This window comes from Streptomyces sp. NPDC039424 (assembly GCF_055639495.1).
Genome location: NZ_JBVKAI010000023.1, coordinates 115,074 through 137,894, shown reverse-complemented (window position 1 = coordinate 137,894; position 22,821 = coordinate 115,074). Strand labels below are relative to the sequence as shown.

At 67.4% G+C, this 22,821-nt stretch carries 22 protein-coding genes and 2 pseudogenes; 12 read left to right on the top strand and 12 right to left on the bottom strand.

Annotation, left to right across the window (positions count from 1 at the left end; genetic code table 11):
- Positions 1-9: 9 nt before the first annotated feature.
- On the bottom strand, positions 10-369 hold the full coding sequence (locus tag ACZ7L0_RS37665) for a MerR family transcriptional regulator (protein ID WP_471247072.1): 360 nt from the start codon (positions 367-369) through the stop codon (positions 10-12).
- Between the two features lie 62 nt (positions 370-431).
- On the opposite strand from ACZ7L0_RS37665, the gene ACZ7L0_RS37660 reads away from it, so the two are divergent.
- Both ACZ7L0_RS37660 and ACZ7L0_RS37655 read left to right on the top strand, forming a co-directional pair.
- On the top strand, positions 432-1,571 hold the full coding sequence (locus tag ACZ7L0_RS37660) for an alkene reductase (protein WP_471247071.1): 1,140 nt from the start codon (positions 432-434) through the stop codon (positions 1,569-1,571).
- 1,641 nt (positions 1,572-3,212) lie between these two features.
- Positions 3,213-5,297, top strand: coding sequence for an NACHT domain-containing protein (locus ACZ7L0_RS37655; protein ID WP_471247070.1), 2,085 nt, complete (start codon positions 3,213-3,215; stop codon positions 5,295-5,297).
- Between the two features lie 260 nt (positions 5,298-5,557).
- On the opposite strand, the gene ACZ7L0_RS37650 is transcribed toward ACZ7L0_RS37655, so the two are convergent.
- Complete coding sequence (locus tag ACZ7L0_RS37650) at positions 5,558-5,794, bottom strand: hypothetical protein (protein ID WP_471247069.1); 237 nt, start codon at positions 5,792-5,794, stop codon at positions 5,558-5,560.
- Positions 5,795-5,898: 104 nt separating this feature from the next.
- Positions 5,899-6,861 (bottom strand): LysR family transcriptional regulator, encoded by a 963-nt coding sequence (locus tag ACZ7L0_RS37645; protein WP_471247068.1) that lies wholly within the window; start codon positions 6,859-6,861, stop codon positions 5,899-5,901.
- Here ACZ7L0_RS37645 and ACZ7L0_RS37640 point away from each other — a divergent pair.
- Complete coding sequence (locus tag ACZ7L0_RS37640; RefSeq protein WP_471247067.1) at positions 6,860-7,372, top strand: DUF4345 domain-containing protein; 513 nt, start codon at positions 6,860-6,862, stop codon at positions 7,370-7,372. The genes ACZ7L0_RS37645 and ACZ7L0_RS37640 overlap by 2 nt on opposite strands.
- Positions 7,373-7,841: 469 nt before the next feature.
- Here ACZ7L0_RS37640 and ACZ7L0_RS37635 read toward each other — a convergent pair whose 3' ends face one another.
- Complete coding sequence (locus tag ACZ7L0_RS37635; RefSeq protein WP_471247066.1) at positions 7,842-8,432, bottom strand: TetR/AcrR family transcriptional regulator; 591 nt, start codon at positions 8,430-8,432, stop codon at positions 7,842-7,844.
- A 128-nt stretch (positions 8,433-8,560) separates the two neighbouring features.
- On the opposite strand from ACZ7L0_RS37635, the gene ACZ7L0_RS37630 reads away from it, so the two are divergent.
- The 3 genes from ACZ7L0_RS37630 (at position 8,561) to ACZ7L0_RS37620 (ending at position 10,625) form a co-directional block, all read left to right on the top strand.
- Entirely contained in the window at positions 8,561-9,517 is a 957-nt protein-coding gene (locus ACZ7L0_RS37630; protein WP_471247087.1) for an SDR family NAD(P)-dependent oxidoreductase, read from the top strand.
- Positions 9,518-9,587: 70 nt separating this feature from the next.
- Positions 9,588-10,007, top strand: coding sequence for a DUF6841 family protein (locus ACZ7L0_RS37625; RefSeq protein WP_471247065.1), 420 nt, complete (start codon positions 9,588-9,590; stop codon positions 10,005-10,007).
- A gap of 186 nt (positions 10,008-10,193) precedes the next feature.
- On the top strand, positions 10,194-10,625 hold the full coding sequence (locus ACZ7L0_RS37620; protein ID WP_471247064.1) for a hypothetical protein: 432 nt from the start codon (positions 10,194-10,196) through the stop codon (positions 10,623-10,625).
- 122 nt (positions 10,626-10,747) lie between these two features.
- On the opposite strand, the gene ACZ7L0_RS37615 is transcribed toward ACZ7L0_RS37620, so the two are convergent.
- Positions 10,748-11,628 (bottom strand): IS5 family transposase gene (locus tag ACZ7L0_RS37615; protein WP_471247063.1). Its coding sequence is split into 2 segments (ribosomal slippage): positions 10,748-11,037 and positions 11,037-11,628, totalling 882 coding nucleotides; the frame shifts between segments, so codons are not numbered across the junction.
- Positions 11,629-11,820: 192 nt separating this feature from the next.
- A complete protein-coding gene (locus tag ACZ7L0_RS37610) occupies positions 11,821-12,483 on the bottom strand; it encodes a hypothetical protein (RefSeq protein WP_471247062.1) in 663 nt (220 codons plus the stop codon).
- 1,172 nt (positions 12,484-13,655) lie between these two features.
- Between ACZ7L0_RS37610 and ACZ7L0_RS37605 the strand changes: the two genes are divergently transcribed.
- The gene (locus tag ACZ7L0_RS37605) at positions 13,656-14,042 is read left to right on the top strand and encodes a DUF6463 family protein (protein ID WP_471247061.1); all 387 of its coding nucleotides are present in this window, start codon (positions 13,656-13,658) and stop codon (positions 14,040-14,042) included.
- Positions 14,043-14,221: 179 nt separating this feature from the next.
- Here ACZ7L0_RS37605 and ACZ7L0_RS37600 read toward each other — a convergent pair whose 3' ends face one another.
- The gene (locus tag ACZ7L0_RS37600) at positions 14,222-14,707 is read right to left on the bottom strand and encodes a DUF4265 domain-containing protein (RefSeq protein ID WP_471247086.1); all 486 of its coding nucleotides are present in this window, start codon (positions 14,705-14,707) and stop codon (positions 14,222-14,224) included.
- Between the two features lie 60 nt (positions 14,708-14,767).
- Complete coding sequence (locus tag ACZ7L0_RS37595) at positions 14,768-15,007, bottom strand: zinc finger domain-containing protein (RefSeq protein WP_471247085.1); 240 nt, start codon at positions 15,005-15,007, stop codon at positions 14,768-14,770.
- Positions 15,008-15,354: 347 nt separating this feature from the next.
- Between ACZ7L0_RS37595 and ACZ7L0_RS37590 the strand changes: the two genes are divergently transcribed.
- Positions 15,355-15,843, top strand: a complete 489-nt coding sequence (locus ACZ7L0_RS37590; RefSeq protein ID WP_471247060.1) for a hypothetical protein — start codon at positions 15,355-15,357, stop codon at positions 15,841-15,843.
- A 294-nt stretch (positions 15,844-16,137) separates the two neighbouring features.
- Here the strand turns inward: ACZ7L0_RS37590 and ACZ7L0_RS37585 are convergent, their stop codons facing one another.
- Positions 16,138-16,761: a TetR/AcrR family transcriptional regulator gene (locus ACZ7L0_RS37585; RefSeq protein WP_471247059.1), complete on the bottom strand. Its 624-nt coding sequence runs from the start codon at positions 16,759-16,761 to the stop codon at positions 16,138-16,140.
- 63 nt (positions 16,762-16,824) lie between these two features.
- On the opposite strand from ACZ7L0_RS37585, the gene ACZ7L0_RS37580 reads away from it, so the two are divergent.
- The 3 genes from ACZ7L0_RS37580 (at position 16,825) to ACZ7L0_RS37570 (ending at position 19,317) form a co-directional block, all read left to right on the top strand.
- A complete protein-coding gene (locus ACZ7L0_RS37580; protein WP_471247058.1) occupies positions 16,825-17,307 on the top strand; it encodes an SRPBCC family protein in 483 nt (160 codons plus the stop codon).
- The gene (locus ACZ7L0_RS37575; protein ID WP_471247057.1) at positions 17,307-17,984 is read left to right on the top strand and encodes a class I SAM-dependent methyltransferase; all 678 of its coding nucleotides are present in this window, start codon (positions 17,307-17,309) and stop codon (positions 17,982-17,984) included. The genes ACZ7L0_RS37580 and ACZ7L0_RS37575 overlap by 1 nt, the downstream gene beginning before the upstream one ends.
- Before the next feature lie 427 nt (positions 17,985-18,411).
- Positions 18,412-19,317 (top strand): ArsR/SmtB family transcription factor, encoded by a 906-nt coding sequence (locus tag ACZ7L0_RS37570; RefSeq protein WP_471247056.1) that lies wholly within the window; start codon positions 18,412-18,414, stop codon positions 19,315-19,317.
- A gap of 499 nt (positions 19,318-19,816) precedes the next feature.
- On the opposite strand, the gene ACZ7L0_RS37565 is transcribed toward ACZ7L0_RS37570, so the two are convergent.
- From ACZ7L0_RS37565 to ACZ7L0_RS37555, 3 genes and pseudogenes are all read right to left on the bottom strand, one after another.
- On the bottom strand, positions 19,817-20,356 hold the full coding sequence (locus ACZ7L0_RS37565) for an NAD(P)H-dependent oxidoreductase (RefSeq protein WP_471247055.1): 540 nt from the start codon (positions 20,354-20,356) through the stop codon (positions 19,817-19,819).
- 83 nt (positions 20,357-20,439) lie between these two features.
- A pseudogene (locus ACZ7L0_RS37560) lies at positions 20,440-21,421 on the bottom strand (aldo/keto reductase).
- A 390-nt stretch (positions 21,422-21,811) separates the two neighbouring features.
- Positions 21,812-21,943: pseudogene (locus ACZ7L0_RS37555) on the bottom strand (nitroreductase/quinone reductase family protein); the annotation flags it as partial.
- Here ACZ7L0_RS37555 and ACZ7L0_RS37550 point away from each other — a divergent pair.
- Positions 21,932-22,438, top strand: a complete 507-nt coding sequence (locus ACZ7L0_RS37550; protein ID WP_471247054.1) for an MmyB family transcriptional regulator — start codon at positions 21,932-21,934, stop codon at positions 22,436-22,438. The pseudogene ACZ7L0_RS37555 and the gene ACZ7L0_RS37550 overlap by 12 nt on opposite strands.
- The last annotated feature ends 383 nt before the right edge of the window (positions 22,439-22,821 follow it).

The following is a 22,821-nucleotide window of genomic DNA, read 5'->3' as shown; positions in this document are numbered from 1 at the left end:
AGAACAAGCTCAGGCGTCCCGGGCCGTGCGGATGACCTCGTCCAGGGTCTCCCGGGAGCGGCGCAGATCGGCGATCACGCGGTCGATCCGGTCCCGCTCGGCGGTCAGGTCCTGCACCAGGCGCGGGGTGGCGATCGCGGAGGGTCCGCCGTCCCGGTCGCGCATGCAGGGCAGCAGCTGCCGGATCTTCTCGCTGTGCAGTCCGGCCGCGTACAACTCCTGGATCCGGATGACCCGGTCGACGGCCCACTCCGGGTAGTCGCGGTGGCCGCCGGGGGTGCGCTCGGCGGTGAGCAACCCCTGGGTCTCGTAGTAGCGCAGCGACCGCTCGCTCACGCCGGTGCGCCGGGCCAGTTCACCGATCCGCATGTCCGCCTCCGCCGGGAAGAGGGCTTGAACCTCACATCAGTGTCAAGTTTTACCGTGCCTGCATGACGCGGACAACGGACTTCCTCGCCCCCGCCCCACTCGGCCGACTCGCCCTCCCCAACCACCTCGTGATGGCGCCGCTGACCCGGAACCGCGCGGAGGCCGACGGCACCCCGACGGACCTGATGGTCACCCACTACGCACAGCGCGCCTCGGCCGGACTGATCATCGCCGAGGGCTCGACGCCCAACCCGGCCGGACAGACGTACCCGGACATCACCGCGATCCACACCGGCCGGCACGCGGCCGGCTGGCGGCGGGTCACCGACGCGGTGCGGGCAGCCGGCGGGCGGATGTTCCTGCAGCTCCAGCACGGGGGCCGGGTCAGCCACCCGGCGACCACCGGCCTCACGCCCCTCGCACCCTCTCCCGTCCCGCTGCCGGAGAGGATCTTCACACCGCAGGGCCACCTGCAGGCCGCCGTCCCGCGCGCGATGACGACGGACGACATCCGGGACACGATCGCCGACTTCGCCGCCGCCGCACGCCGGGCCGTCGACGCAGGCTTCGAGGGCGTGGAGGTGCACTCGGCCAACGGGATGCTGCTGCACCAGTTCCTCGCGGACAACACCAACCGCCGCACCGACAGCTACGGCGGCTCCGCCGTGCGGCGGGTGCGGTTCGCGGCGGAGGTGACCGAGGCGGTGGCCGACGCGATCGGCGCGGACCGGGTGGGCATCCGCATCTCCCCCGCGAGCACGGTCAACGGTGTCTGGGAGGAGGACACCGACGGCCTCTACGCCGCGCTCCTGGACCGCCTGAAGGGGCTGGACCTCTCCTATCTGCACCTGGTGCGCTCCGACCCGGCGACCGGCTGGTACCGGCGGATCCGCGCCGACTGGCCCGGCGTCCTGATCGGCAACCCGGACCTGACCGACCTGTCCACGCAGGCCGTCACCCGGGCCACGCGGGAGATGCTGGCGGCCGGCGCCGACCTGGTGGCCCTCGGCCGACCCTTCCTCGCCAACCCGGACCTCGTCACCCGGCTGCGCCTCGGCGCACCCCTCAACCCGGTCCGGGACCGGTACTTCATGTACGTGGGCGGGGCCGCCGGCTACAACGACTACCCCGCCCTTTCGGATCAGGCGGGGCCGCCGTCCAGCGACCCGATCGTGGCGGAGGACGGGACACGGGTCGCCTGAAGATCACGGGCCACGTCCTCCGCCGCGCCCAGCACCCGTACCGCCGCGGCGAAGCCCGCACCCGACCGAGCGTCAGGCATAGGGCCGGTGTGCGGTCGTCGATGAGGTCCGTGTACTTTCGCCTGCTGCCTATCGGGTGCAGGCGCGACGTCACCGAGAAGGCTTCCTTCGTCGGCGCATCCGGCACCGCGGGGAGGGCCTGGGCTGCCTTCGCCTTCCCGGGCGTCCATAAGCCCCCGGCCGCTGCCATCACCGAAGCCGTGGCCAGGTTTCGCAACATTGCTCTGCGTGTGGTTTCCATGCCAGGGGACGGTAGGAACCGGACGCCACGGTTCGGTACTCCCTCGCCTGTCCGGGACGTGGCTCCCCTGCCCCACCAGGCACGATCCCCTTGTCCGGGACAAAGCTCTTGCCTCCCCGGACAGTTGGCGCACCGTGGAAAGACAACGAGGCGGACTCACTGACGCCCAGCACCCAGATTCCTTAGCATGTCCAGCCCATCGGCCGCCTCGGCGCCGCAGGCATGGGCCGGCGAGCCACACAATCTCGCCGTCGAAGCATGGACAAGGGTCGAAGGCCGTCGTCGAGGAGGATCGTCATCGCCACGAGCATGTGGTCCATGCCGGTGCCGTCGGCGCGTGGAAGCATGGTGAGGATGAGGCGGCACCGGGGGGAGGGAGGAGGGGACCAGGCGCGACCGCATGGCCGGCCGGACCACAGTGAGCGGAATCGCCCGCGTATGCACGGGGTGTTCGAGCAGGAACCGTCAATCCCCGCCCGACACCTGGAGCGTATCCGCCTGGTTCAGGAACGGGCCCAAGGGCGCTCATCCCAGTGATGGGCCTCTACCACCGCGACTGCGGCTGGCCGAGCCGACTGCCAGCAAGGATTTCGGGCCGCCTGGCACCCCTTGTGCAGGTCGACTCATCCACCGGTCAGCTGGCGATGCCATCGACGAGGCAGTAGGCGACGTACAACCCGTACAAGGCGAGAAGAGCGCCGAGGAAACGCGTCCATCTCCAGAGCATGTGGCGATGCCGGGTATGGCCACCTCGCCTAACGCCTGGGACCTCTGCTCAGACCATCCACTGTTCGGGGCAGCACCCCAGACCTCTCCTTCCTCTGGAATGCTGCGTCTGCTGCATGTGCAGCGCCTGGTGCAGGGGCGGCGCCGCTCGGTGTAGTCCGTGGTCCTGCTCCGTTTTCGGAGGCTGAAAGCAGCTGAAGTACCAGACGCTGTTCCGGGCTGCCGCTGCCTCCGGGCCTCTCCTACTGTCGGATCTGGTCATCCACCTGTGTGGGTGGTTGGGATGGTGGAGGTCACTGACAGGCTGATGTGCCTGCTGTCGGCGTCAAGGGGGGTCTGGCCGGGGGACTGCCATATCAGGGAGTCGGGGCGTGAGCGGCCCGACCAGAACGAGACAGAGGTGACGTCCCTGCCCTCATGGCGGGACCACCCCCGCGGGGATGGTCCCCAGCGCTCACAGATGCGTCAAGTTTGTGTGACCGCTCCCTGGCCCGGGCCGCATCCACGGCACCAGCCGCCCCGCAATAACTAGGCTATTAGCAGAAGATGTTGGTCTTCGCTGGCTGACGGGGCGGTCGATGAGGGGCAGGCGTTGGCAGGCGCGCGGGTTCGGAGTGGCCACGGCGCTGATGCTGGGTGTGGCCGTCGTTGTCGCACTGTGGTCGATACCGGGGGCGGGCACAGGGGATGTTGATCCGGCCGGGCTGACCGTGGGCCTGGTGTCCCTAGCCGCCGCGTTGTGGTCGGGCTGGATGGCGGTGCAAGCGCTGCGCTGGCAGGAGACCGATCTCGCGGAGAACGCCGACCGGCTGGCGGTGGAGGTGCTGGACGCGGAAAGCGCTTCGTGGCGGCAGTTGCTGGGCGCGCACGACCGGACCATCAACGTCCCCTTCGTCCACTACGGAGCCCCCGGGCACGAGGCGTCGGGTGCTGCCCCGCGCGGGACACTCAACGACATTGCCGACTACTACCGACGGCTGGAGCCGGGCCGGCTGGTCATCACGGGCGCCCCGGGCGCCGGTAAAACCGTTCTGGCCCTGCAGCTCATGCTCGTCCTCCTTCAGCGCCGTTCGCCGGGCGATGCAGTCCCCATACGATTGTCGCTGTCCACCTTCGACACCGGCCGTGCCCTGGAGGAGTGGATCGCCCGCCACCTGATGACCACGTACGGTGTGTCCGAGAAGGCGGCCCACGCCTTGGTGAAGGACCGGAGAGTGCTGCCGGTGCTCGACGGCCTGGACGAGATGGACACCACGCCCCAGCCGGGCTACACCTCCCGTGCGGCCCTGGCGCTTCGGGCCCTGAACGCCTACCAGCGGGGTACGGCCAAGGGGCAGCTGGTCCTGACCTGCCGCAGCAGTGCGTATGAAGCCCTTCTCACGGCGCGCGAGTGGGCGCATGACGCAGCGCGTATCGAGCTCGTCCCGCTGGACGCCGCGACCGCGTGGGACTTCCTGACCGACCGCGTCGATGACGCCGACCGGTGGCAGAACGTCCTGGACGCCCTTGCCTCCGCCCCGGCCAGCCCTCTGGCCACCGGCCTGTCCACGCCCTGGCGCCTGACCCTGGCCGCCACGGTCTATGAACAGCGCGCCCCCGGCAGTGGGGCATACCCGCGCCATCCGGACGCCCTGCTCGCCCCAGCCCTGAATACCCCCGAAGCGGTGGGCGAGCACCTCCTGAACCTGCTCATTCCCGCAGCCACCGCGTTCAGCGCCGTGCACCGCGACCATGCTCCGTACAACCCGGAGCGTGTCCGCGCCTGGCTGACGGTTCTGGCCCGCTACCTCGACCGGAATGCCACCCCCGGCCGGCCTCCCGGCGAGGCGCCGCTGCCGAGCACCGATATCGTGCTCGCCGAACTGTGGCCCCTGGCTGGCAACCGTCGGATACGCGCCGTTGTCACCGCTGTCGCCGCGGCCATTGCCCTGGCCGTGACTGCGGTGGGGTGGTTCTGGAACCCTGATTTTCCGCCGGCCCTGGGGGTCTTGGCCGGATCAGTCATGCTCGGGCTGAGGACTTGGGTGAGGCCGGACGGGGTGAAGAGATGGTCCCCCATGAGCAGCTCTCGCTTCAATGGCACTCACCAAATGACCAAGGGCGTCGCGGTCGACTTCGCTGTCGTGTTCGTAGGAATCTTCTCGTTCGGGGTGGTTCTCAGACTCTACGAAGGGCTCATAGCCGGCCTCCACGCACAATTCGCAGCCGACTTCGAAATCAGGCTGGTTCACGGGATCGGACTGGGGACCTTGTTCGGGCTCTACCTCGGGGCGATCAGCTTTCAGGGGGTTGACGGGCACGAACCCAAATTCACGGTCCCGCTCCTGGTTGGACTCACTGTCGGGTCGCTCATCTTCTTGAGCGTGCTCGGCGGGGCGTTCGACTTCGGCCACCTGCCCACGACGGGACTCATGGACGGGCTCACGCACGGGCTGGAGTCCGGACTCAGGACCGGGCTTTGGGCCGGGCTCGGATGCGGGGCCGCGCTGACGTTCTACAGCGGTGAGGTCGGCTGGTGGTACGTCGCGCTGCTGTTGTCCACCCGGCGCGGCTCAGGGCGATGGTTGCCACTGCGGCTGGGCCGTTTCCTGGACTGGTGCACCCGAGCCGGGCTGCTGCGAAGGGCCGGGGTGGCCTACCAGTTCCGTCACCGCGAACTGCAGGACTTCCTCGCCCGGAGGGACGACACCCTGCCCTAGCCTAGAGGCCGCAGGATCGCCCACGCCCCTCGTAGCGGCCACGCTGCCCCGCTGCCGGCCCCCGGTGCCCTCTCCAGCCGCCAGGACACACGCGCCTCGTTAGTCGCGTCGAGCCGTCGGGTCCTCCGCGATCAGGGCGCCCCGTTCCACCCGCTACCTCCAGTGACCTGTCCACGCCGAGAAGTTCAGCATCACCGATCACACTGGCGTCCAGTAGGTGGTTCCCACACTTTCAACGACAGCGTGACGGACGCCTGCTGTTACAACCCGGCTCCGGACTCGTCCACGTTCACGGTCCGCAGCGGCTGGTGTCCCTGGTCATCGAGCTGGGCGAGTTCGTGTTCGTAGTCGACGGTGATGGAGCCGTAGTAGTTGACCACCGAGCTGTTGGCTGGGGAGATGTGCGCCAGGACCTCGGCGTCCACCTCGCGGTCGGCGGTGTGCAGTTCGCCGACGGCCAGCCCCGGCTCTGGCAGCGAAGTTCGCCCAGCGACCACAGTTCTTCCGACACCGTCCACGGGCGCGACTGTCTTACGCCACGACGAGACCAGCGACCAGATAGGCCAACAACCACATGAGCAACAGCTTTTGTCAGAATCAGCTACCGCACAGAGCCCCCGGCGGTGCGCCACCAGTGAGGATCTGGGTTACCACTCATCGACGCGGCCATGTCGGCGGCCGCACGACGCAGGGCCACGACCCCCCGTGTGTCGCGGCGCTCGGCAGACCAGGCGAGCAGGGCCGTGCAAGGGGGTGCATCGATCACGTCCACGTACCGGATGCCCGGGCGCGGGAACAACTCGCGGCACGCGACCGACACGAAGCGTGTGCCGTGCCCACGGCTCACCGCTGAGACACTCGACTCGAACGTGGTCGCCACGTCATCGGTGTATGCGACGGGCGTGCCGTCAGGCCGTGGATCAGCCGCCCAGAAGTTGCGCCACTCCCTGTGTACAGAGGCGGCGAGCCCGACAACGGGCAGATCCGCCAACTCTGCCAGGGAAACGGCAGTTCGCGTGGCCAGGGGATGGGAGTCCGGTAGACAGACAGCCTGCGGTTCAGTGGCAAGAGGCAAGGCCTGGATCCCCGCCGGTACGGGACCGTAGCAGAGCACGGCGTCCACGCTGCCGTCCGTGAGCGCGCCGACCTGCTCGACGAAATCCACCTCCCGCAAGGCCACGTTCAGCGCGGGATGCCGTTGCCGCAGTACGGCAACCAGTTCGGTGACAACCGGAAGAGCTGTGATGTATGAGCCGAGCACCACTCGTCCCGTCACGGATCGAGCATGCTCGGAGGCGGCCTGCCGCAGCGTGTCGGCTGCTTCCACCAGGGCTCGTATCCGTGGCAGTAGATTCTCGCCTGCCGTGGTGATCTGCACTTTCCTCGTGGAGCGTTGCACGAGAGTGAGCCCGAGTTGCTCCTCCAGCCGTTTGATCTGACGGCTGAAAGCGGGCTGGCTGATGTAGAGCCGCTGTGCCGCCCGGCCGAAGTGCAATTCCTCGGCCAACATCAGAAAAAGCCGCAGCTGATGCACGCTCGGATCGGACACGCCTGAGTGATCCATGCTCGATACGGTATCAATCCGTTCCATCGTCACATCGCTTTCATCTTCCTCGCCGTTGCTGAAGAGCTCCAGGATGGACGCAGTGGAGCCTTTTGGAGGAGTAGATATGTCGTCACGGCGTGCATTTCAGGGAGCTCTCGCGGTGCTGGGTCTGGTCGTGCTGGGCACAGGCACCGTCGACGTCGTTGCCGGGCCCACCGCACTGCCGGAGACCCTTGATGTGAGCAACACGCTGGATAGCAACTACCGCTTCTTCGCGGGGGTCTGGTGTGCCCTCGGCATCGCTCTGCTGGTGGCGGCGAGACGGCCCGAGAGCCATGTCCCGGTCATGCGGGTGGTCTTCGGCGCAGTGTTTGTTGGTGGGCTGGCGCGCGGTGTCTCCTACTGTGCGGTCGGCGCGCCTCACGCAATGCATGCCGCGTTCATCGGGGTGGAGCTGATTCTGCCGACGGTGCTGCTGCTCTGGTACGGCCGCCTTGCACGGTTGACGGCCCCAGCGCCCGCGGCGTAGAGGCATGTGCATGCTTGCGGGAGTCGGCCCTCCCCGTCGGTGAGGGGGTGGCCGCTCCTCAAGCACCCGCGAATCGGCCCGTGGCCTTGCTCTTGGCTGGGCGGGGACGTGAACGAGATTGCCCCAGCCGCCCGTTCGGAGCGTCAAGCAGCGGGCCTTGGAACGCATCCATACGTGTCTCCTTGTTTCTCGCGCAATCCCTGTGCGTGATCGGGAGGCTGGCCGCGGGATGGTCTGAGTGCCGTTCGTAGCTACCTGACTCTCCAGCGGACGCCTTCCTCGCAGCGGATGTGGGCGGGTCGCGTCCCTGTGCGGCCAGGAGGTTAGGGCCTGTCCGATGGGTCCGAAACCGATTCAGTGCCTGTTTCACATTTCCTGACCCGTGTCAGTGGCTCGCGCTCCGCAACGCGGTCGGGGCTGCTGGACCGCTGACGTCACAAAGCCGGCGAGGATTGCGGCCAAAGCCGGGTCACGAGCTGGACGCCGATCCGTCCGCTCCGTACCGGAGGCCGTCGAGGAGCAGGTCGAGGAGGCGTCCGGCCCGTTCGCGCTGGTCGGGAGCGCTGGTGATCAGCCCGATGCCGGCCAGGCTGAAGCCGACATCGAAGGGGTCGATGCCCGGGCGCAGGAGACCGGCGTCGGCGCCGGCGTGCAGCAGGGTGCCCAGCGCGGTGGCGAGCTTGTCGAGGGTTTCGGCGAAGGGGTCCGCACCGGATGCGGCCGCGGCCCGCAGTGCGTCCGCCATGCCCTGCTTGGCAGCCAGGTAGTCGATGAAGTCGTCCATCCACAGGCGGATCGCCCGGTCGGGCGGGTTGTCGGCCAGCAGCTTCGCGGCACTGTCGCAGACGCGGGCCAGCTCGTTGCGGTAGGCCGCCTCGACGAGCGCCTCGCGCGTGGGGAAGTGGCGGTAGAGCGTGGCCGAGCCGACGCCCGCCGCCTTGGCGATCGTGTCGATCGCGACGTCCGGGCCCTTCTCGGAGAAGGCGCGTACGGCCGCTTCGAGGATGCGCTCCCGGTTACGGCGGGCATCGGCGCGCAACACGCTCGGCTTGGTGGTCAAGGCTGCTCCCTTCATCGGGGGACCAGTCTAACTGGACAACCGGGGAGTTCCCCGCTTACGGTCATGACTAACCGGGGAACTCCCCGGTTACGGCGTTGACCGTGACGCTCTACGCGCAAGGAATGGCGATCATGACAGCACAGCAGCCCATCGGTTCCGGCTTCGGGGCCCGCAGCACCACGGCCGACGTCCTGGCCGGCCTCGACCTCACCGGAAAGCTCGCAGTCGTGACCGGCGGTAGTTCCGGACTGGGGCTGGAGACCACACGCGCCCTGCGGGGCGCTGGCGCGACTGTCGTCGCAGCCGTCCGCCGCCCGGAAGCGGCTGCGGAAGCCTTCACCGCAGTGGACGGGGTCGAGGTGCGCCGTCTCGACCTGGGCGACCAGGCCAGCGTGCACACCTTCGCGGACGAGTTCCTGGCAAGCGGCCGCAGCATCGACATCCTCATCAACAACGCCGGCGTGATGGCCCTGCCCGAGACCCGCCTCGGACCCGGCTGGGAGGCGCAGTTCGCCACCAACCACCTGGGCCACTACACACTCACGAACCGGCTGTGGCCCGCCCTGGCGGCCGACGGCGGCGCGCGCGTGGTCGCGCTCAGCTCTGCCGGACACCGCTATTCGCCGATCCGCTGGGACGACGTCATGTTCGCAAACGACTATGACAAGGCCGTCGCCTACGGACAGTCCAAAACCGCGATCGCGCTGTTCGCCGTCCACCTCGACGCGCTCGGGCGCGAGCACCAGGTGCGGGCCTTCGCCGTCGCCCCCGGTGCCGTCATGACCCCGCTCCAGCGGCACATGACCCGCGAGGAGATGATCGCCTTCGGCTGGATCGACGACCAGGGCAACACGGCCCCCAGTTTCAAGACCCCCGAACAGGGTGCCGCCACCCAGGTCTGGGCGGCCACCTCCCCGCAGCTGGCCCACACCGGCGGCGTCTACCTGGACGACTGCGAGATCGCCCCGCTCTCCCAGGACGACGCACCCGGAGTCAGGCCCTACGCGGTCGACACCGAACAGGCCGCACGCCTGTGGACCCTGTCCGCCCAGCTAACCGGCACCAACGCGTTCGCGAACCGGTGACACGACGGCAAAGCGCACTCCCCTCCAAGAAGCCCGCACCTGAAATCTCCGCAAGAAGGGTCACGAAATCATGACGCACACCGATCTGGCCGCCGTCGCGAGCGAAGCACAGGCATGGTTCGACAGCTACGTCGAGACGTTCATCGGACTGGCAGCAAAGGGGAGCACCGATCCCGCGCCGCTCCTCGACTACTTCTCGGTGCCGATCAGCATGACCACGGGCACGGCCCACACCGCTCTCGCCTCCGCCGAGGCGCTCTCCCAGGGACTCGCACACGAGCTGCGCGCACTGCGCGACGCCGACTACGGCGGCAGCAAGGCCCTCGACCCGGCGGTACGCGTGCTCAACGAGCGGGCCGCGCAAATCGAGGTGACCTGGGCGCGCCAGGACAGTCAGGGGCGGGAGTTCCAGCGTGTCCGTGTGCTCTACCTGGCCGCCCGTACCGACGCGGGATGGCGGACGGTCGCCTCCGTGATCCTGGCCAGCTGACGAAGCACATTGCCCGCGTGGTCGCCCGTGGTGCGCTCGCCAGTCAGCGAGGCGACAGGACCCCGCCGCAAGATCGCCAACGTGGCAGTACGTGCTGATCGATGTCACGTCGATGCTCGTCCCCACGGCTTAGGGGCTATCCGGTGGGTCGGCGGGGTCCCCTTGCCTGCCTTCTAGGCTGGCGCCATGGACAACGGGCTCGCTCACGAGGGAAGCGCCTTCATCAATTTTCGACACTACGTCCCGGATCCGAAGGAGCACGGGTTTCGGTGGGTCGATATCAAGCGGCTCCGCTTCTCCGCGGGGGCCCTGGACGATAGAGGGCTGCTTGCCGCACTGATTGGGCATGAGCAGTTCCGGGACGACTATGCAGGTGGTGGAGTGCTGCCGGGCGGGCCCAGGCATGGTCCGTATTGGCTGCGGTTGATCACTCCCGACCTCTACGGGCCCATCAGCCAGGAGAAGGCCGCGCAGATCCTGCGGGACTGGGTGGATCCGCTCTGGGACGTGCCCACCGAGCTGGAGGCAGATCTGCAGCGGGAGGTGTTCGACTGCCTGGCTGCAGCCGATGGCATCTACTACCTCAGCGAGCTCGGTGATGAGGCGATTCACGACTGAGGACGTGTGCACGACTACTTCCACGAGTTCGTGCTCATCGACCGCTCGGCTGGGCAGATCACCCTCGTCGTCGCGGCCGACGACTGAGCCAACTACCGGGGCATCCGCTGCAGTGGCTGATATCAGTAGCGGAGCCACAGCCGAATCGCGGCAAGAGTGACCGTGCCGTGGAAGACGTAGGCCCTCTTGTCGTAGCGGGTCGCCACTGCTCTGGAGCCCTTGAGCGCATTGAAGCAACGCTCGACTTCGTTCCTCCTTTTGTAGGTAGTGCTGTCGAAGCCGGTCGGCCGCCCGCCGTGGCTACCGCGCCGCTGGCGGTTGACCTTCTGATTCTTCGGCTCGGGGATGGTGTGCTTGATCTGGCGTCGCCGCAGATAGCGGCGGTTCCGGCGGGAGCTGTACGCCTTATCGCGCACACGTGGTCCGGTCGCGTCCGCGGGTGACCGCCAGTTGGGCGCGGGACACGAACGCGATCGAGAACCTTGATCAACTGTGGCGCGTCACCCCACTGACCGGGGGTGATCAGCACGGCCAATGGGCGGCAGCTGCCGTCACTCGCCAGGTGAATCTTCGTCGTGAGGCCACCCCGTGAACGGCCGAGCGCGTCATCGGGGCGATATTCGGCGGGACGGCGCCAGCGCCCCAGCACCCGGGGTAAGCGGTGATGAGCCCCGGCCGCGTGCTGATGGGCGCGGCAGACCGTCGAATCCACGCTCACCACACTCCAGTCGATCCGCCCCTCGACATCGGCGTCGGCGTGGACCGTCCGCAGGAGACTCTCCCACGTGCCATCCGCGGACCACCTGCGATGCCGGTCATAGACCGTCTTCCACTTCCCGAAGCGGGTCGGAAGATCACGCCACGGCAGGCCAGTGCGCTGCCGGAACAGAATCCCGTTGATCACGCGCCGGTGACACTGCCAACGTCCGCCCCGTCCAAGGTTCTTGGGCAGATGCGGTTCGAGTCGAGCCCACTCGTCGTCCGATAGATCACCCCGCCCCACATCAGCCGCAACGAGCCACCGCCAGGTGAGTCACTCGACTCGTCGGACAGGCCCTAGGGCGGCGGGCGTCGTTGTTGCGCCGGCGCGGGTGGGCCTGCAGTGCGCGGGTCTGGCCTCGGCAGGGTTGGCCCGAACCCGCGTGGCAGCCGTGTTCGCGCTGTACTGGTCTCGTGTCCCGGCGGATGAGGAGAGTCAGGCATCCGGGTTCTTCCCCTGCGCGACGTTCTTGATCCGCTCTACCTGCAGCTTGGCGAACCTCTGGAGATCGGCGGCGCTGTCAAGGTTCTCAGCCCGCAGGATGGCGAGGGTCCCACCGACTCGCATGACCACATGGGATACGTTCGAGCCGGCGAAGGCATCGCTCTCGTCCGCCCCCGTATCCACCTTGATGGCCTGCGTCTCGGCGCCCGAAGCGTCGCGGTGCTCTTCGGCTCTCAAGGCCTTCATGCCGACCCGGGCATTTTCTTGAGTGTTGAAGGCATAAAGGGTGAAGTCCACAAACATGGCTCCATCCGCGCCGCCATCACGATCGAATGCGGTCACGCCCGCAGCGATGAGACCGCCACAGCTTGTCCTGAGGTCGCGACCGCACTGGAAGGTCGACTTCTCATTGGTGAGTAGTGTGGGCTGATCCGCATCCCACCCCTCGGGGGCAGTGACCTCGCTGGGCAGTGCCTGCCGAACCCGCTCAGGATCGGCGAGGAGCTCTCCCGAGATGGGGTTCTGCGCGGCGGGGGAGGGGGCAGCGCCAGGGCTACCGCTGGCGCCACTGCCGGAATTATCGCCGCCGTCACAGGCGGTCATGACAAGGGCCGCCAGTAGAGCTGCAGTCAGCCAGATTTTCGTGTTGCGCATCGCGTCTCCGTGTGTAGTTTTCCTGAGGGTCGACTCAGGGACGCTAGGAGACATTCAGGCAGCCGACAAGGTGATTCGATATCGTTCGAATGATGGGCCGCCGCCTGTCGCGATGTGCGAGCCGTCACTACTTCTTGAAGCCGGAGAGACCGGGCGGCGCAGGACATTGATACGACGGCGTCGACGTAGCGGAGCCGGGGAGCGGGAAAGCTCTCTGCAACTCGTGGCACACAAGACGCACGCTTGTCGGCAGCTGGCAGCGCATTGCAGGATCCGAGGGACGTCGCTGTGTTCCGTGTAGCCGGGGGGCTTCCACCAGGGCGCGGGTTCGCCGGGGAACCACGCCATTGGTGGTACGCGGTCAGAGAGCCCGAGGAACGGCGGAACAGCCAGTTCCTCCGGGGCTGCCGAGCGATCAGCCAAGAGCACGGCATCCCCCTGTCTGCCGAGTTACACAACTGGCCTGCTCCACGAAGTCCACTTCGCGTAGTTCGACGTTCAGCGAGGGTGACGCTCGGACGACGGGCAGCGCCCTGACGTACGCACCCAGCACCAGGTGGCTCGACAGCACTTGTCCTTGGGCTCTGGCAGCCTCCGTCGAGCCGGGGTGCACCAATTGCGTCTGCTGCTCGACCTGTCGAAGGGACTGGACGCCGGGCGGCCAGCCGACGTTGAACGGCCGCCGCGTGCGGGTGGCCTCAAGGCTACTGACAGCTTGCGCCAGGCCGGGGGTGGCTCCACTCCTTGCCATGCATTTTCAGGTATCAATCAGCCCCGCTGTCGCATCAGTCTCCCCTTCCATGCCCTCCGCATGGCGCGCAAAATGATTGCGACGTCCGGCAGTTGGCGAATGCCGACCCGGCTGGCAGCAAGGTGAATCGCTCGGTGAAACCGTTGTGCCGCACAGGTTAAAGACTTGCCCGAAGGAAAGGCGCTCCGCCTGAAGGTGCACGCAACCTACGGCGGCCATGAATACCAGTGCAAGAGGTCGCGCCTCGGCGCAGCCTGAAATCGGTCCAGTGGCTCATGAAGAGGCTCGTCGCGCCCATAGGCGCGGCCGAAATTGATCGAAACGGCGGCGCTTGTGGGGTTGAGTCAACTGGTCCTGGTTACTCAAGCCGTCGATCGGCGCAGCATATCAATGGCTCTGCAACTGTTTCTGGAGAACACGTATGAACGGTCTGGCCAGATGGGTACCGCGGTTAATGGTCGCGACGGCTGCGCTCCACTTCGTCTGGGCGTTCACCCAGCCGAACTCGTGGTCCGACATCCTTCACGACGGAGTCGTCGCCACCGCCGCCGACCCGGACATAGACGGGTTCGATGCCCGCGAGGCGACCGTGTGGTTCATGGCTGCCGGTCTGGCGTTCCTGGCCCTGGGTACCCTGGCTGGGCACGTGGTGCGAGTAACCGGAAGCCTTCCCGCACAATTCGGGTGGTATCTGTTGGGGATCGGGATACCGCTGTGCGTCATCTACTTCCCCTCCACCGGCAGTTGGGCGCTGGTTGTCGTCGGCGTGCTCGCGTTGATCGCCGCTCGTGAATCAGACCCGAGATGACCGCGGCGGTCACCGCCCTCCGCGCGATGAGTATCGGCGCACCCCTTGGTGATGAGGATGTATGGGCTGGCCAGCTCCTCGGGAAACGCACGACACCGTCGTCGTTGGTCGACTTTGGTTGCTGTCGAGCGGCCTCGGACGGCCCAGGGACGGCTCAGCCGTGGATCACATCAACGGCGTCAGCCGACGGACGCAGCCCGCCATTGCGCGGTGATGCACCCCTCTTCCATGTCCCACCACTCCTTGGCCACGCCGTGCTTGAGCAGCCTTTGCACCTTGGCGAGATCGGCGGTGGGCGGGACGTCCAGGGCGACCATGCCGAACCGTTCTATGCCCTCGCCGCAGACACCGAGTTTGTGAAAGGCGTTGATCACGCTCTGCCGTGCAGCTCCAGAGCCACCGTCACGGAGCACGATGAGGCGGATGGTGCAGTTTTCGGAACGCCGAACCACCTCCCCAGCCCATCGCTCGCCCTCCTCGTCGGGCTCGGTGGCCACGACGTCCCCGCAGGCGATGCCTCGGACGAACCAGGCAATGTTGTCGAGCCGCGCGGTGCCGTCCCCCTGGTCGACAGCCCACAGGCTCTCCACCGATGCTGGGGGCCAGTTGTCCTCGATCTCAAGGCGGAAGTGCACCTTCACGTACGGGCCCTCGGGGTTCGTCATGGTGCCCATGATGCGGGACCCTGACGCGCCGGCCGTAGGTGGGTGACCGATGACGTCTGTTCAGAGCTGGATGCGGGCCCGTCTGTGCCTCAGCCGACGGCAGTCAGCCACGATGGCGGGGAGGCGCTTGACCAGCGGCGCGGAGGATCGGACCCCGGAGTACGGGGCGAGGATGAAGCGCGGTGCGTGATCCTTCGTCGCGTTCTTCCCGTTGCGCGTGCGGCACGGCCTCCCTGCCGGGGCTTCACACTCCGAGGAGTCGTCTCGTTCTGCAACGGTTGCGGCTTGATGGGGTGTCATCAGAACCACCCCGGCAGCTTGTCGGAACCACCTCGTGAAAAGGCCCGGGTCTTGAGTGGTTTTCTGCGAACGGCGACCTGTAGAAACGTGATCGGTTACAAATGCCGGTGTGCAGCGCGTACAGAATCCCGCACAGCACCTCCCGGTCCGGCAGCGCCTTGCGGCCCGGATACCGGAACCGCCGCTCTCCGTCCTCGGCAACGGCGGTTCGGCACGCTCCATCCGCCCCGACCCCGACCCACGACGACTCTCCCATGACCTTGACCCCCCACCGCTGAAGGTTGGGCTGGGACACGGTGAACGGTTCAGATAGCGTCTGAGCGAAAGGACTCCACCAGGGGGATGGGATGAACGCGGAGACCGTCACTGCTATATGCGCGGTCGTGATCGCCGTCGCGTCGCTGGTCGTCTCCGTGTACCAGACGCACGCCATGCGGCAACACAACCGCCACTCGGTACGCCCGGTACTACAACTCCACCGCGGCTGGCCGACGGGAGGCAGAGCAGGGATCCGGCTCAGCAACTCCGGCCTTGGACCCGCGGTTATCGTCGACAGTACGCTCACTGTCGATGGCGAAGTGATCGGCGCCTGGGACTCACAGAGTATCGGCCGCGTCCGCGACCACCTGTCGGTGCACCCGTCCGCTGTGACCTTCAACCGCGGAGAGGTCATCGCCACCGACTACGAACAGTACTTGTTGAGTGTCGCGAGCTACGACCCGCAGAACCACGCCGAAGTCGAGGACCTGATCAATCGGCGGCTCACACTCAAGATCCACTACGAGTCCCTGTACGGCGGAGAGAACTACACAGCCCTCCTGCGCCCCATCCGTTGACGGGATCACCTCGCGCCAGCCGCCGATCATTCTGTTAGGGGCTGTTGGGGAAGCAGGTAGGTAGAGGGCGGGGGCTGAGCGTACGAACGACGCGTCGACCATCGGGGTCGGGTAACGGCGATGGCGGCTCGGGCCCTCCCGTGGGAGCTGCGCCGACACGCAAGGCCACCGGGAACCGCGGTGCTCGGGCCCGTGACCGGGCCTGGCGTCTCGTCCGTGCCGAGCCGATACACGGCCCCCCCCTGGCCTATCGGCGGACAGCGCGCGAGGCGAGCCCTGAGGGCCCGGAGTTCTTCAGTCAGAGTGGGAGCCCTTGGCGGAGGTACCCGGGGGAAGCGAACCGAGCAGTGCTGCGGTGCACTCCTCGGCGAGATCCTCGGCGTGGGCGGGCAGGGGGTCACCGGCTCGGAGGTGGCGGCGAACCAGCGAGAGGGGTAGGTCCACCATCGCGAGCAAGGCACGTTCGGTGGCCTGCGGGCCCTCGGCGCCCAGAGCGGCGGCGAGGGAAGCCAGAGCGGCGTACACGCGCCGGTTGCCGCGGTCCGCACGCTGGATGTGCTCCTGAGACCACTTGGCACGCTCGAAATCCTCGGCGCCGTAAAGAAGGAGGGCGGCCTCCCGCGGGTGCGCGCGGCTCCATGCAACGACGTGGCGCGCCGCCGCACACCCCGCCTCCCGCGCGTCGGTGCCTGCCTCGATGGTCTCCAAGTAGCCCTGTTGGAAGCTTTCTACCGTCCGTAGCCACACCTCGGCGAGCAGCGCGGTTCGCCTGGGGAAGCGGTGGTACACCGAACCGCTCGGGGCACCCACCTCCGTGGCGACCGCGGACATTGTCACCGCGCCCGGGCCCGCTGCGGCGGCCAGCCGCACGGCGGCGTCGAGGAGCTGATTCGTATCGAAACGCTGTGGTCTGGCCATGAGTTGGAGGGTACTCTCTAGAATATTAGAGAGTACCCTCTAGATCAAGTTCGGGGAGGACGCATGGGCGTCTACAACGTGCACGAGCGCCTGCTGACCGCCAGCCAAAGCGAGGTGGGCGCGCTGATAGACACCCTGGCGAGCAGCGACGACAAGCTATGGCCCACGGGCGGCTGGCCGGCGATGAAGCTCGACCGCCCCTTGGCGACCGGAGCGGTCGGAGGGCACGGCCCGGTCCGCTATACCGTCGCCGCATATGTGCCTTCGCACTGGGTGCGCTTCACCTTCAACGGGCCGCGCGGCTTCCGTGGCTTCCACGAATACGCTGCCTTCACTGTCGATCAGGAGCACACGCTGCTGCGACACACTCTTGCCATGGCCTCCAAGGGCCCGGCCCGCCTCACATGGCCGCTCATCTTCCGCCCCTTCCACGATGCCTGTCTGGAAGACAGCCTGGACCGCGCCGAACTGGCCTGCACCGGCACAGTGGCCCGCCCGGCGCACTGGGGTCGCTACGTGCGGGTGCTGCGCAGGCTTGCGCGCTGATGACCGGCCAGGCGCATCAGGCCAAGGCCACAGCCAACGGTGCGTCAGACGCGGTTGCCCGGCTCCGCGAGCGTGGGGCCCGTCCCGAGAGGAAAGCAGGACTCAGTGGGCGCTGTGACGACTTACGAGACCATCGGGGCGACCTACAGCCGCACTCGACGGCCGGATCCTCGGATCGCCGCTCAGATTTACGCCGCCCTCGGCGATGCTGCCACGGTGATCAATGTAGGCACCGGCACCGGCTCCTACGACCGCCGCACACACTCCTGGCTGTGGAACTCAGCCCCACGGTGATCGTTCAGCGACCTGCCGGTTCACCACCGGCATTGCGGGCATCGGCGGAATGCCTACCGATCGTGGACGACTCCGCCGTCGCGGCCATGGCCCTCCTGACCGTCCACCACTGGACCGATCTCGACGCCGGAATCAGGGAGCTGCGGCGGATCGCCCGGCACCGTATCGTCATCCTCACTTGGGACCAGAACGTCAACCGGAAGTTCTGGCTGCTTGAGGAGTACCTCCGCGAGTCAGCCGCGTTCGACGAACTCCGTGCCGTGACGATCGACCGGCTGACTCAACTGTTGGGAGGCGCACGAAGCCCTCCATGCCGGCTTGGCTCGCCTGTCCGACGACCTCACTGCCGGCCGATGGGCGCAGCGCCACGCCGACCTGCTTGAACGCGACACCCTTGACGTCGGATATCGGCTCCTCACAGCCGACTCTCGTGAAGGCGTGCCTGAATGTTCAGGACGCGCTCCAGACACACCGAGGCCGGCCACCCGATTGAAGCGCCAGTGCTGACCCGCACCCATGACACCACCGTCAGCAACCACGGAGCAGGAATCCTCCGGATCCAGCCGGAAGAACACTGCAAGCGACCACAGCACTGGCGTGGTTCAGATACCACTCGAATGTGTGTCCCCGCAGGTGCACCATGCGGGTCACAAGTAATGATCAAGGCGAGTCTTGATACGGATCTCTTTGAGTACTGACGGGCTGGCGGCCACGCGTTTCGTACTGTCACCGCTCATGCATGTAGCCGTGGCACTGCACCCCATGGCTTCCTGGAATGCGAAGATCCCAGGAGTATGCGGGCCCCGGGATGTGGACAAGGTTCTCGTGGGGCGCCGCCATCGTCTGATCGCTGCTCTTCGTGCCCAGATCGGTCCCTACACTCCAGACTTCATGACACCGGGCTCACAGGCAAGCCAAGTACCCGACCTGGATGCCGAGTTGCATTGTGTCGCCACCACGCCAGCAGGCACTGTCGGCCGTCAGATGCGCAGGCTCTTCGACAGCGCACCAAAAGACCAATGCCGCGGCGATGAAGCCACCGTGACGCTGCGGCGGTTCCTGGACCGTGGCGAGCAGCACTTCGCCGAGCGCATTGCCCAGGAGATGTCGGACTTCTGGCATCACTGCCTCTGCACCACCTGGCCCATACTTCGAGCACGAGCCACCGCCGACATCGAACACCGAGCCATTGAATCGGCCACCACAGGACTGGCCGCAGGACTCAACTCCCTGCACCCCGCGATCACCTATTGCTCAGCGGGGCTCAACCTCGACGACCAGAGGCATGTTGCCGTCACCACCAGCCACCCCCTCAACCTATTTCCTTCCAGCATGGCCGCTACCTGGCTACTCAGCGTGGACCCCTGGGATGAACGAGGGCCCTACCTGATCTACCCGGCCGAATCCCACCCGGACTCACCAGCCGGGGCCCACGCTCCCCACGCCGAAGTCATCGGCCGCTCCCGCCTCACTCTGCTGACCGACCTGCACACGCCCCGAACCACCACAGAACTTGCCCGACGTCACTACATGAGCCCCTCCACCGTCTCCTACCACCTCAGCCGCCTCCTCCGTGCTGGCCTACTGACCCGGAGCCGCTCAGCACACCGCGTCTACTACCACCGAACCCGACAGGCCGTCCTCCTGCTCAACCCTGCCGACACTCCAACCCGCGAGAAACGACACAGCGCACTCAGCGCAGTGCTCTCGGCCTGAGGAAACACAAGTCAGCAGGGAGCCCAAGTGTCCAGGAAAGTGCCGGGCCCTCAAAGGGTCAGGGATGTCACTCCGGGACAGCATCGGCCAGCCGCCGCACATAGCGCACTGCACCACCGCGCGACGCGGTCCCGCAGTGAGGGCACGGTATCGGCAGCATCGCGCAGCGGACCCGGATGCTGAGCACGTTGGCGCACTGCTGGGCTCGCACTCCCGGCCGCACGCCGTCGCCGTGCCCGAGATCTCGTCTGCGGCCGACCCGTACGGACCGGAAGGCCGGCCGCGTCCCCGAGCAGGCGACTGACGTCGCCGCGACGGATAAGACCCGCCGGACGTTCGAGGCCGCCGCCGCCAAGATGGCCGCCAAGCTCAAGGACGGCGTCCGAGACCGCGCCATTCGGTCGCTTGGTGCCCATCCGGCGAAGAGCGACCGGAGGCTTGTAGACCCATCACCGCTGCGCCGCGATCGGCGAGGGCGGCCGTCCACGTGGGAGTGCGGTCAGGCGGCGAAGGAGGCAAGCAGTTCGTTGTACTGCTTGGCGGCGGTGTTCAGGTCTTCCTCGGAGAGGCCGAAGGCGGTGCCGTACAGCTTGACCATCGGCTGGATGTCGAACTGGCACAGCCGCAGGGTCGCGTACCAGTTGCTGAGGAGTGTCTCGATGGTGGTCTTGTTCGCGCCTTCGGGGGTGTAGTGCTCGGCGGGGACGCCGGCGGTGACGGCGACGACGGCCTTCTTGCCGGCCAGCTTGGAGGGCGAGCCGTCCATGGTGAAGGCCCAGCCGAGGGTGAAGACCTTGTCCTGCCACTGCTTGAACAGAGGGGTGGTGTTGTACCAGAACACCGGGTGCTGGAAGACGATCACATCGTGGTCGGCCAGCAGTGCCTGCTCGGCGTCGACGTCGATCTGGAAGTCGGGGTAGGCGGCGTAGAGGTCGTGCACGGTGACATGGGCCAGCTCGCGGACGGCGTCCACCAGGGCCTTGTTGGCCTTCGACTGGGACAGGTCGGGGTGGCCTACGACAAGGAGAACCTTGGACATGATGAGAAAGCCTCTTCAGTGATCAGTGAAATGGGTGAACGGGTGCGGGTTGCGGCGGGTCGGCGATTCGCCGGGGCGTCAGATCACCGGTCGATGGTGGCCATGTTCGCCTCGTCGTGGCGCTCGCCCGCGGCCGGTGTGAGGTTGTTCAGGCGGTCGAGCTGGGCGGCGCTGAGTTCGATGCCGTCAGCGGCGGTGTTCTCCTCGACGCGTGCGACCCGCCGGGTTCCGGGGATGGGGGCGACGTCGTTGCCCCGGGTCAGCAGCCAGGCCAGCGCGGTCTGGGCCGGGGGGGGGCGCCGATCTCGGCGCCGATGGCCTGCACTTCGTCGACGATGCGCAGGTTGCGCTGGAAGTTCTCGCCGGTGAAGCGCGGGTTGGTCTTGCGCCAGTCGTCGTCGGCGAAGTCGTCGACGGTGCGTATCTGCCCGGTCAGCAAGCCATGGCCGAGCGGCGAGTAGGGCACGAACCCGATACCGAGCTCGCGCAGCAGCGGGAGGATCTCGACCTCGACGTCACGGGTCCACAGCGAGTATTCGGTCTGCAGTGCGGCCACCGGATGCACGGCGTGTGCCCGGCGGATCGTCTCGGGGCCGGCCTCCGAGAGCCCGATGTAGCGCACCTTGCCTTCGGCGACCAGCTCGGCCAGCGCGTCGATGGTCTCCTCGATGGGCGTGTTCGGGTCGACGCAGTGCTGGTAGTAGAGGTCGATGTGGTCGGTGCCGAGCCGCAGGAGCGAGCCTTCGACCGCGGCCTTCACGTTGTGGGCACTGCTGTCGATGACGCCGGGTCCGTCGCCGGCGTGGGAGCGAGGCCGAACTTCGTCGCCACGACGACATCGTCGCGGCGGCCCTTGATGGCCTTGCCGACGAGTTCCTCGCTGTGGAAGGGGCCGTAGATCTCGGTGGTGTCGATGTGGGTGACCCCGAGGTCCAGCGCCCGGTGAATGGTGCGGATCGACTCGGCGTCATCGAGCCCCGCGCCCGTGGTGTACATGCCGGCCATGGTCATGGCTCCCAGGCCGATGCGGGAGACATCAAGCCCGCCCAGTGATACGTGCTTCATCAGGTACTCCTTTTCGTGACGGCTGTCAGGTTCGTGACGGCTGTCAGGCCGGTCTGATCAATGGGGTGCGTCACCGGCTGGCGGACCGTGCCTCGGTGGTCCGCGCGCTGCCGGCGCGGGCGCCGTTGCCGGGTAGCGGGTCAGCGCCGTAGGTGCACCGGGTGCGGCTTCCGGCCTAGGCCGGGGCATGGTGCTCAGGCGTGGGTGTCGTCGGAGGTCAGGCTGCTGAGGACATCGATGTCGCGGTCGCGGGTGATGTGCTTCGTCCAGGCGAGCCGGGCAGGCCGACCATGGGGGATTCGAGCTGGCCGCTGTCAGGTGGAGTGGTCCGACGCTGGTTTGCCAGAGGCAGGGTGCGGGGGATCCGCGGGCTGAACCGGCTGCGCCGGGTCAGTGCTCGTGGGCCGCCGGCTCCAGAACGAGGACCGGGATCTCACGGTCCGTGTTCTTCTGGTACTCGGCGTAGTCGGGGAACGCTTCGACGGCTCGGGCCCACCACAGGGCCTTCTCGTGCCCGGTCACGGGCGCGCCCTGTTCGCCCCCGTCTACGCCGACCCGGTACGGCCGCCGAACAACGCCCGGTTCGTCTTTCTCGGCCCGCACGCGACCGAGTTCTTCCGCCACTGGCACGAAGTCGCCAACGACACGGTCGCCATGCTGCGCGCCGAGGCCGGCCGCGATCTCTACGATCGGCGGCTGACGGACCTGATCGGGGAGCTGTCCACCCGCAGCGAGGAATTCCGTCGCCGCTGGGCGGCCCACAACGTCCGCATGCACACCACGGGCGTGAAGCTCCTCCACCACCCGGTCGTCGGTGACGTCGACCTGCCCTTCGAAACCTTTCCGCTCCCCGACGGCCCCAGCCAGTTCCTCCTCACCTACACCGCTGAGCCCCACTCACCCTCGCAGGACGCCCTGAACCTGCTGGCCAGCTGGGCCGCGACCGACGACGGCATCGAGCGGTCCGCGCCGGCCAACGACTCCCAGCCCGCCGACTCGGGCGAGACACCCGACTGACCGACGAGCCACGCGAGTCGATCTGCGGCAACAGCGGCAGCATCCGGCACCGATACATCGAGGGCAGGAACGGCACAGCCGTCTACGCGAGACCGCTGGGGTGGCGTTGCACTCCAGCTCGCGCCCCTGCGGACAAACGGACAACCCCCGCAATAACTTCGGCTCGGCGGCCCACCCGGCGGGCAGGGCAGGGCTGGCCACGGCTACGGTCAGTATCGGCTCCGGCAAGGACCACGTCATGGCGTGATGCCTTCCACGCCGGACCACCACAGGCGCGACGTGTAGGGCTCGGTCGTTCGGCAGCCGGTCGAAGCCGCCTGGATCTAGAGTAGGCGCCGACGTGAGCCACTGAAGGGATGTGATCCCAGTCAGCGGGGTAGCCC

Excerpts from the sequence above, each read along its gene's own strand:
- ACZ7L0_RS37600 (WP_471247086.1), bottom strand. The coding sequence starts at position 14,707 with ATGACGAACCCCGAGGGCCCGTACGTGAAGGTGCACTTCCGCCTTGAG.
- ACZ7L0_RS37640 (WP_471247067.1), top strand. The coding sequence starts at position 6,860 with ATGCTCGATACGGTATCAATCCGTTCCATCGTCACATCGCTTTCATCT.
- ACZ7L0_RS37665 (WP_471247072.1), bottom strand. The coding sequence starts at position 369 with ATGCGGATCGGTGAACTGGCCCGGCGCACCGGCGTGAGCGAGCGGTCG.
- ACZ7L0_RS37620 (WP_471247064.1), top strand. The coding sequence starts at position 10,194 with ATGGACAACGGGCTCGCTCACGAGGGAAGCGCCTTCATCAATTTTCGA.
- ACZ7L0_RS37610 (WP_471247062.1), bottom strand. The coding sequence starts at position 12,483 with ATGCGCAACACGAAAATCTGGCTGACTGCAGCTCTACTGGCGGCCCTT.
- ACZ7L0_RS37645 (WP_471247068.1), bottom strand. The coding sequence starts at position 6,861 with ATGGATCACTCAGGCGTGTCCGATCCGAGCGTGCATCAGCTGCGGCTT.
- ACZ7L0_RS37585 (WP_471247059.1), bottom strand. The coding sequence starts at position 16,761 with ATGGCCAGACCACAGCGTTTCGATACGAATCAGCTCCTCGACGCCGCC.
- ACZ7L0_RS37625 (WP_471247065.1), top strand. The coding sequence starts at position 9,588 with ATGACGCACACCGATCTGGCCGCCGTCGCGAGCGAAGCACAGGCATGG.
- ACZ7L0_RS37660 (WP_471247071.1), top strand. The coding sequence starts at position 432 with ATGACGCGGACAACGGACTTCCTCGCCCCCGCCCCACTCGGCCGACTC.
- ACZ7L0_RS37590 (WP_471247060.1), top strand. The coding sequence starts at position 15,355 with ATGAACGCGGAGACCGTCACTGCTATATGCGCGGTCGTGATCGCCGTC.
- ACZ7L0_RS37605 (WP_471247061.1), top strand. The coding sequence starts at position 13,656 with ATGAACGGTCTGGCCAGATGGGTACCGCGGTTAATGGTCGCGACGGCT.
- ACZ7L0_RS37565 (WP_471247055.1), bottom strand. The coding sequence starts at position 20,356 with ATGTCCAAGGTTCTCCTTGTCGTAGGCCACCCCGACCTGTCCCAGTCG.
- ACZ7L0_RS37575 (WP_471247057.1), top strand. The coding sequence starts at position 17,307 with ATGACCGGCCAGGCGCATCAGGCCAAGGCCACAGCCAACGGTGCGTCA.
- ACZ7L0_RS37580 (WP_471247058.1), top strand. The coding sequence starts at position 16,825 with ATGGGCGTCTACAACGTGCACGAGCGCCTGCTGACCGCCAGCCAAAGC.
- ACZ7L0_RS37595 (WP_471247085.1), bottom strand. The coding sequence starts at position 15,007 with ATGACACCCCATCAAGCCGCAACCGTTGCAGAACGAGACGACTCCTCG.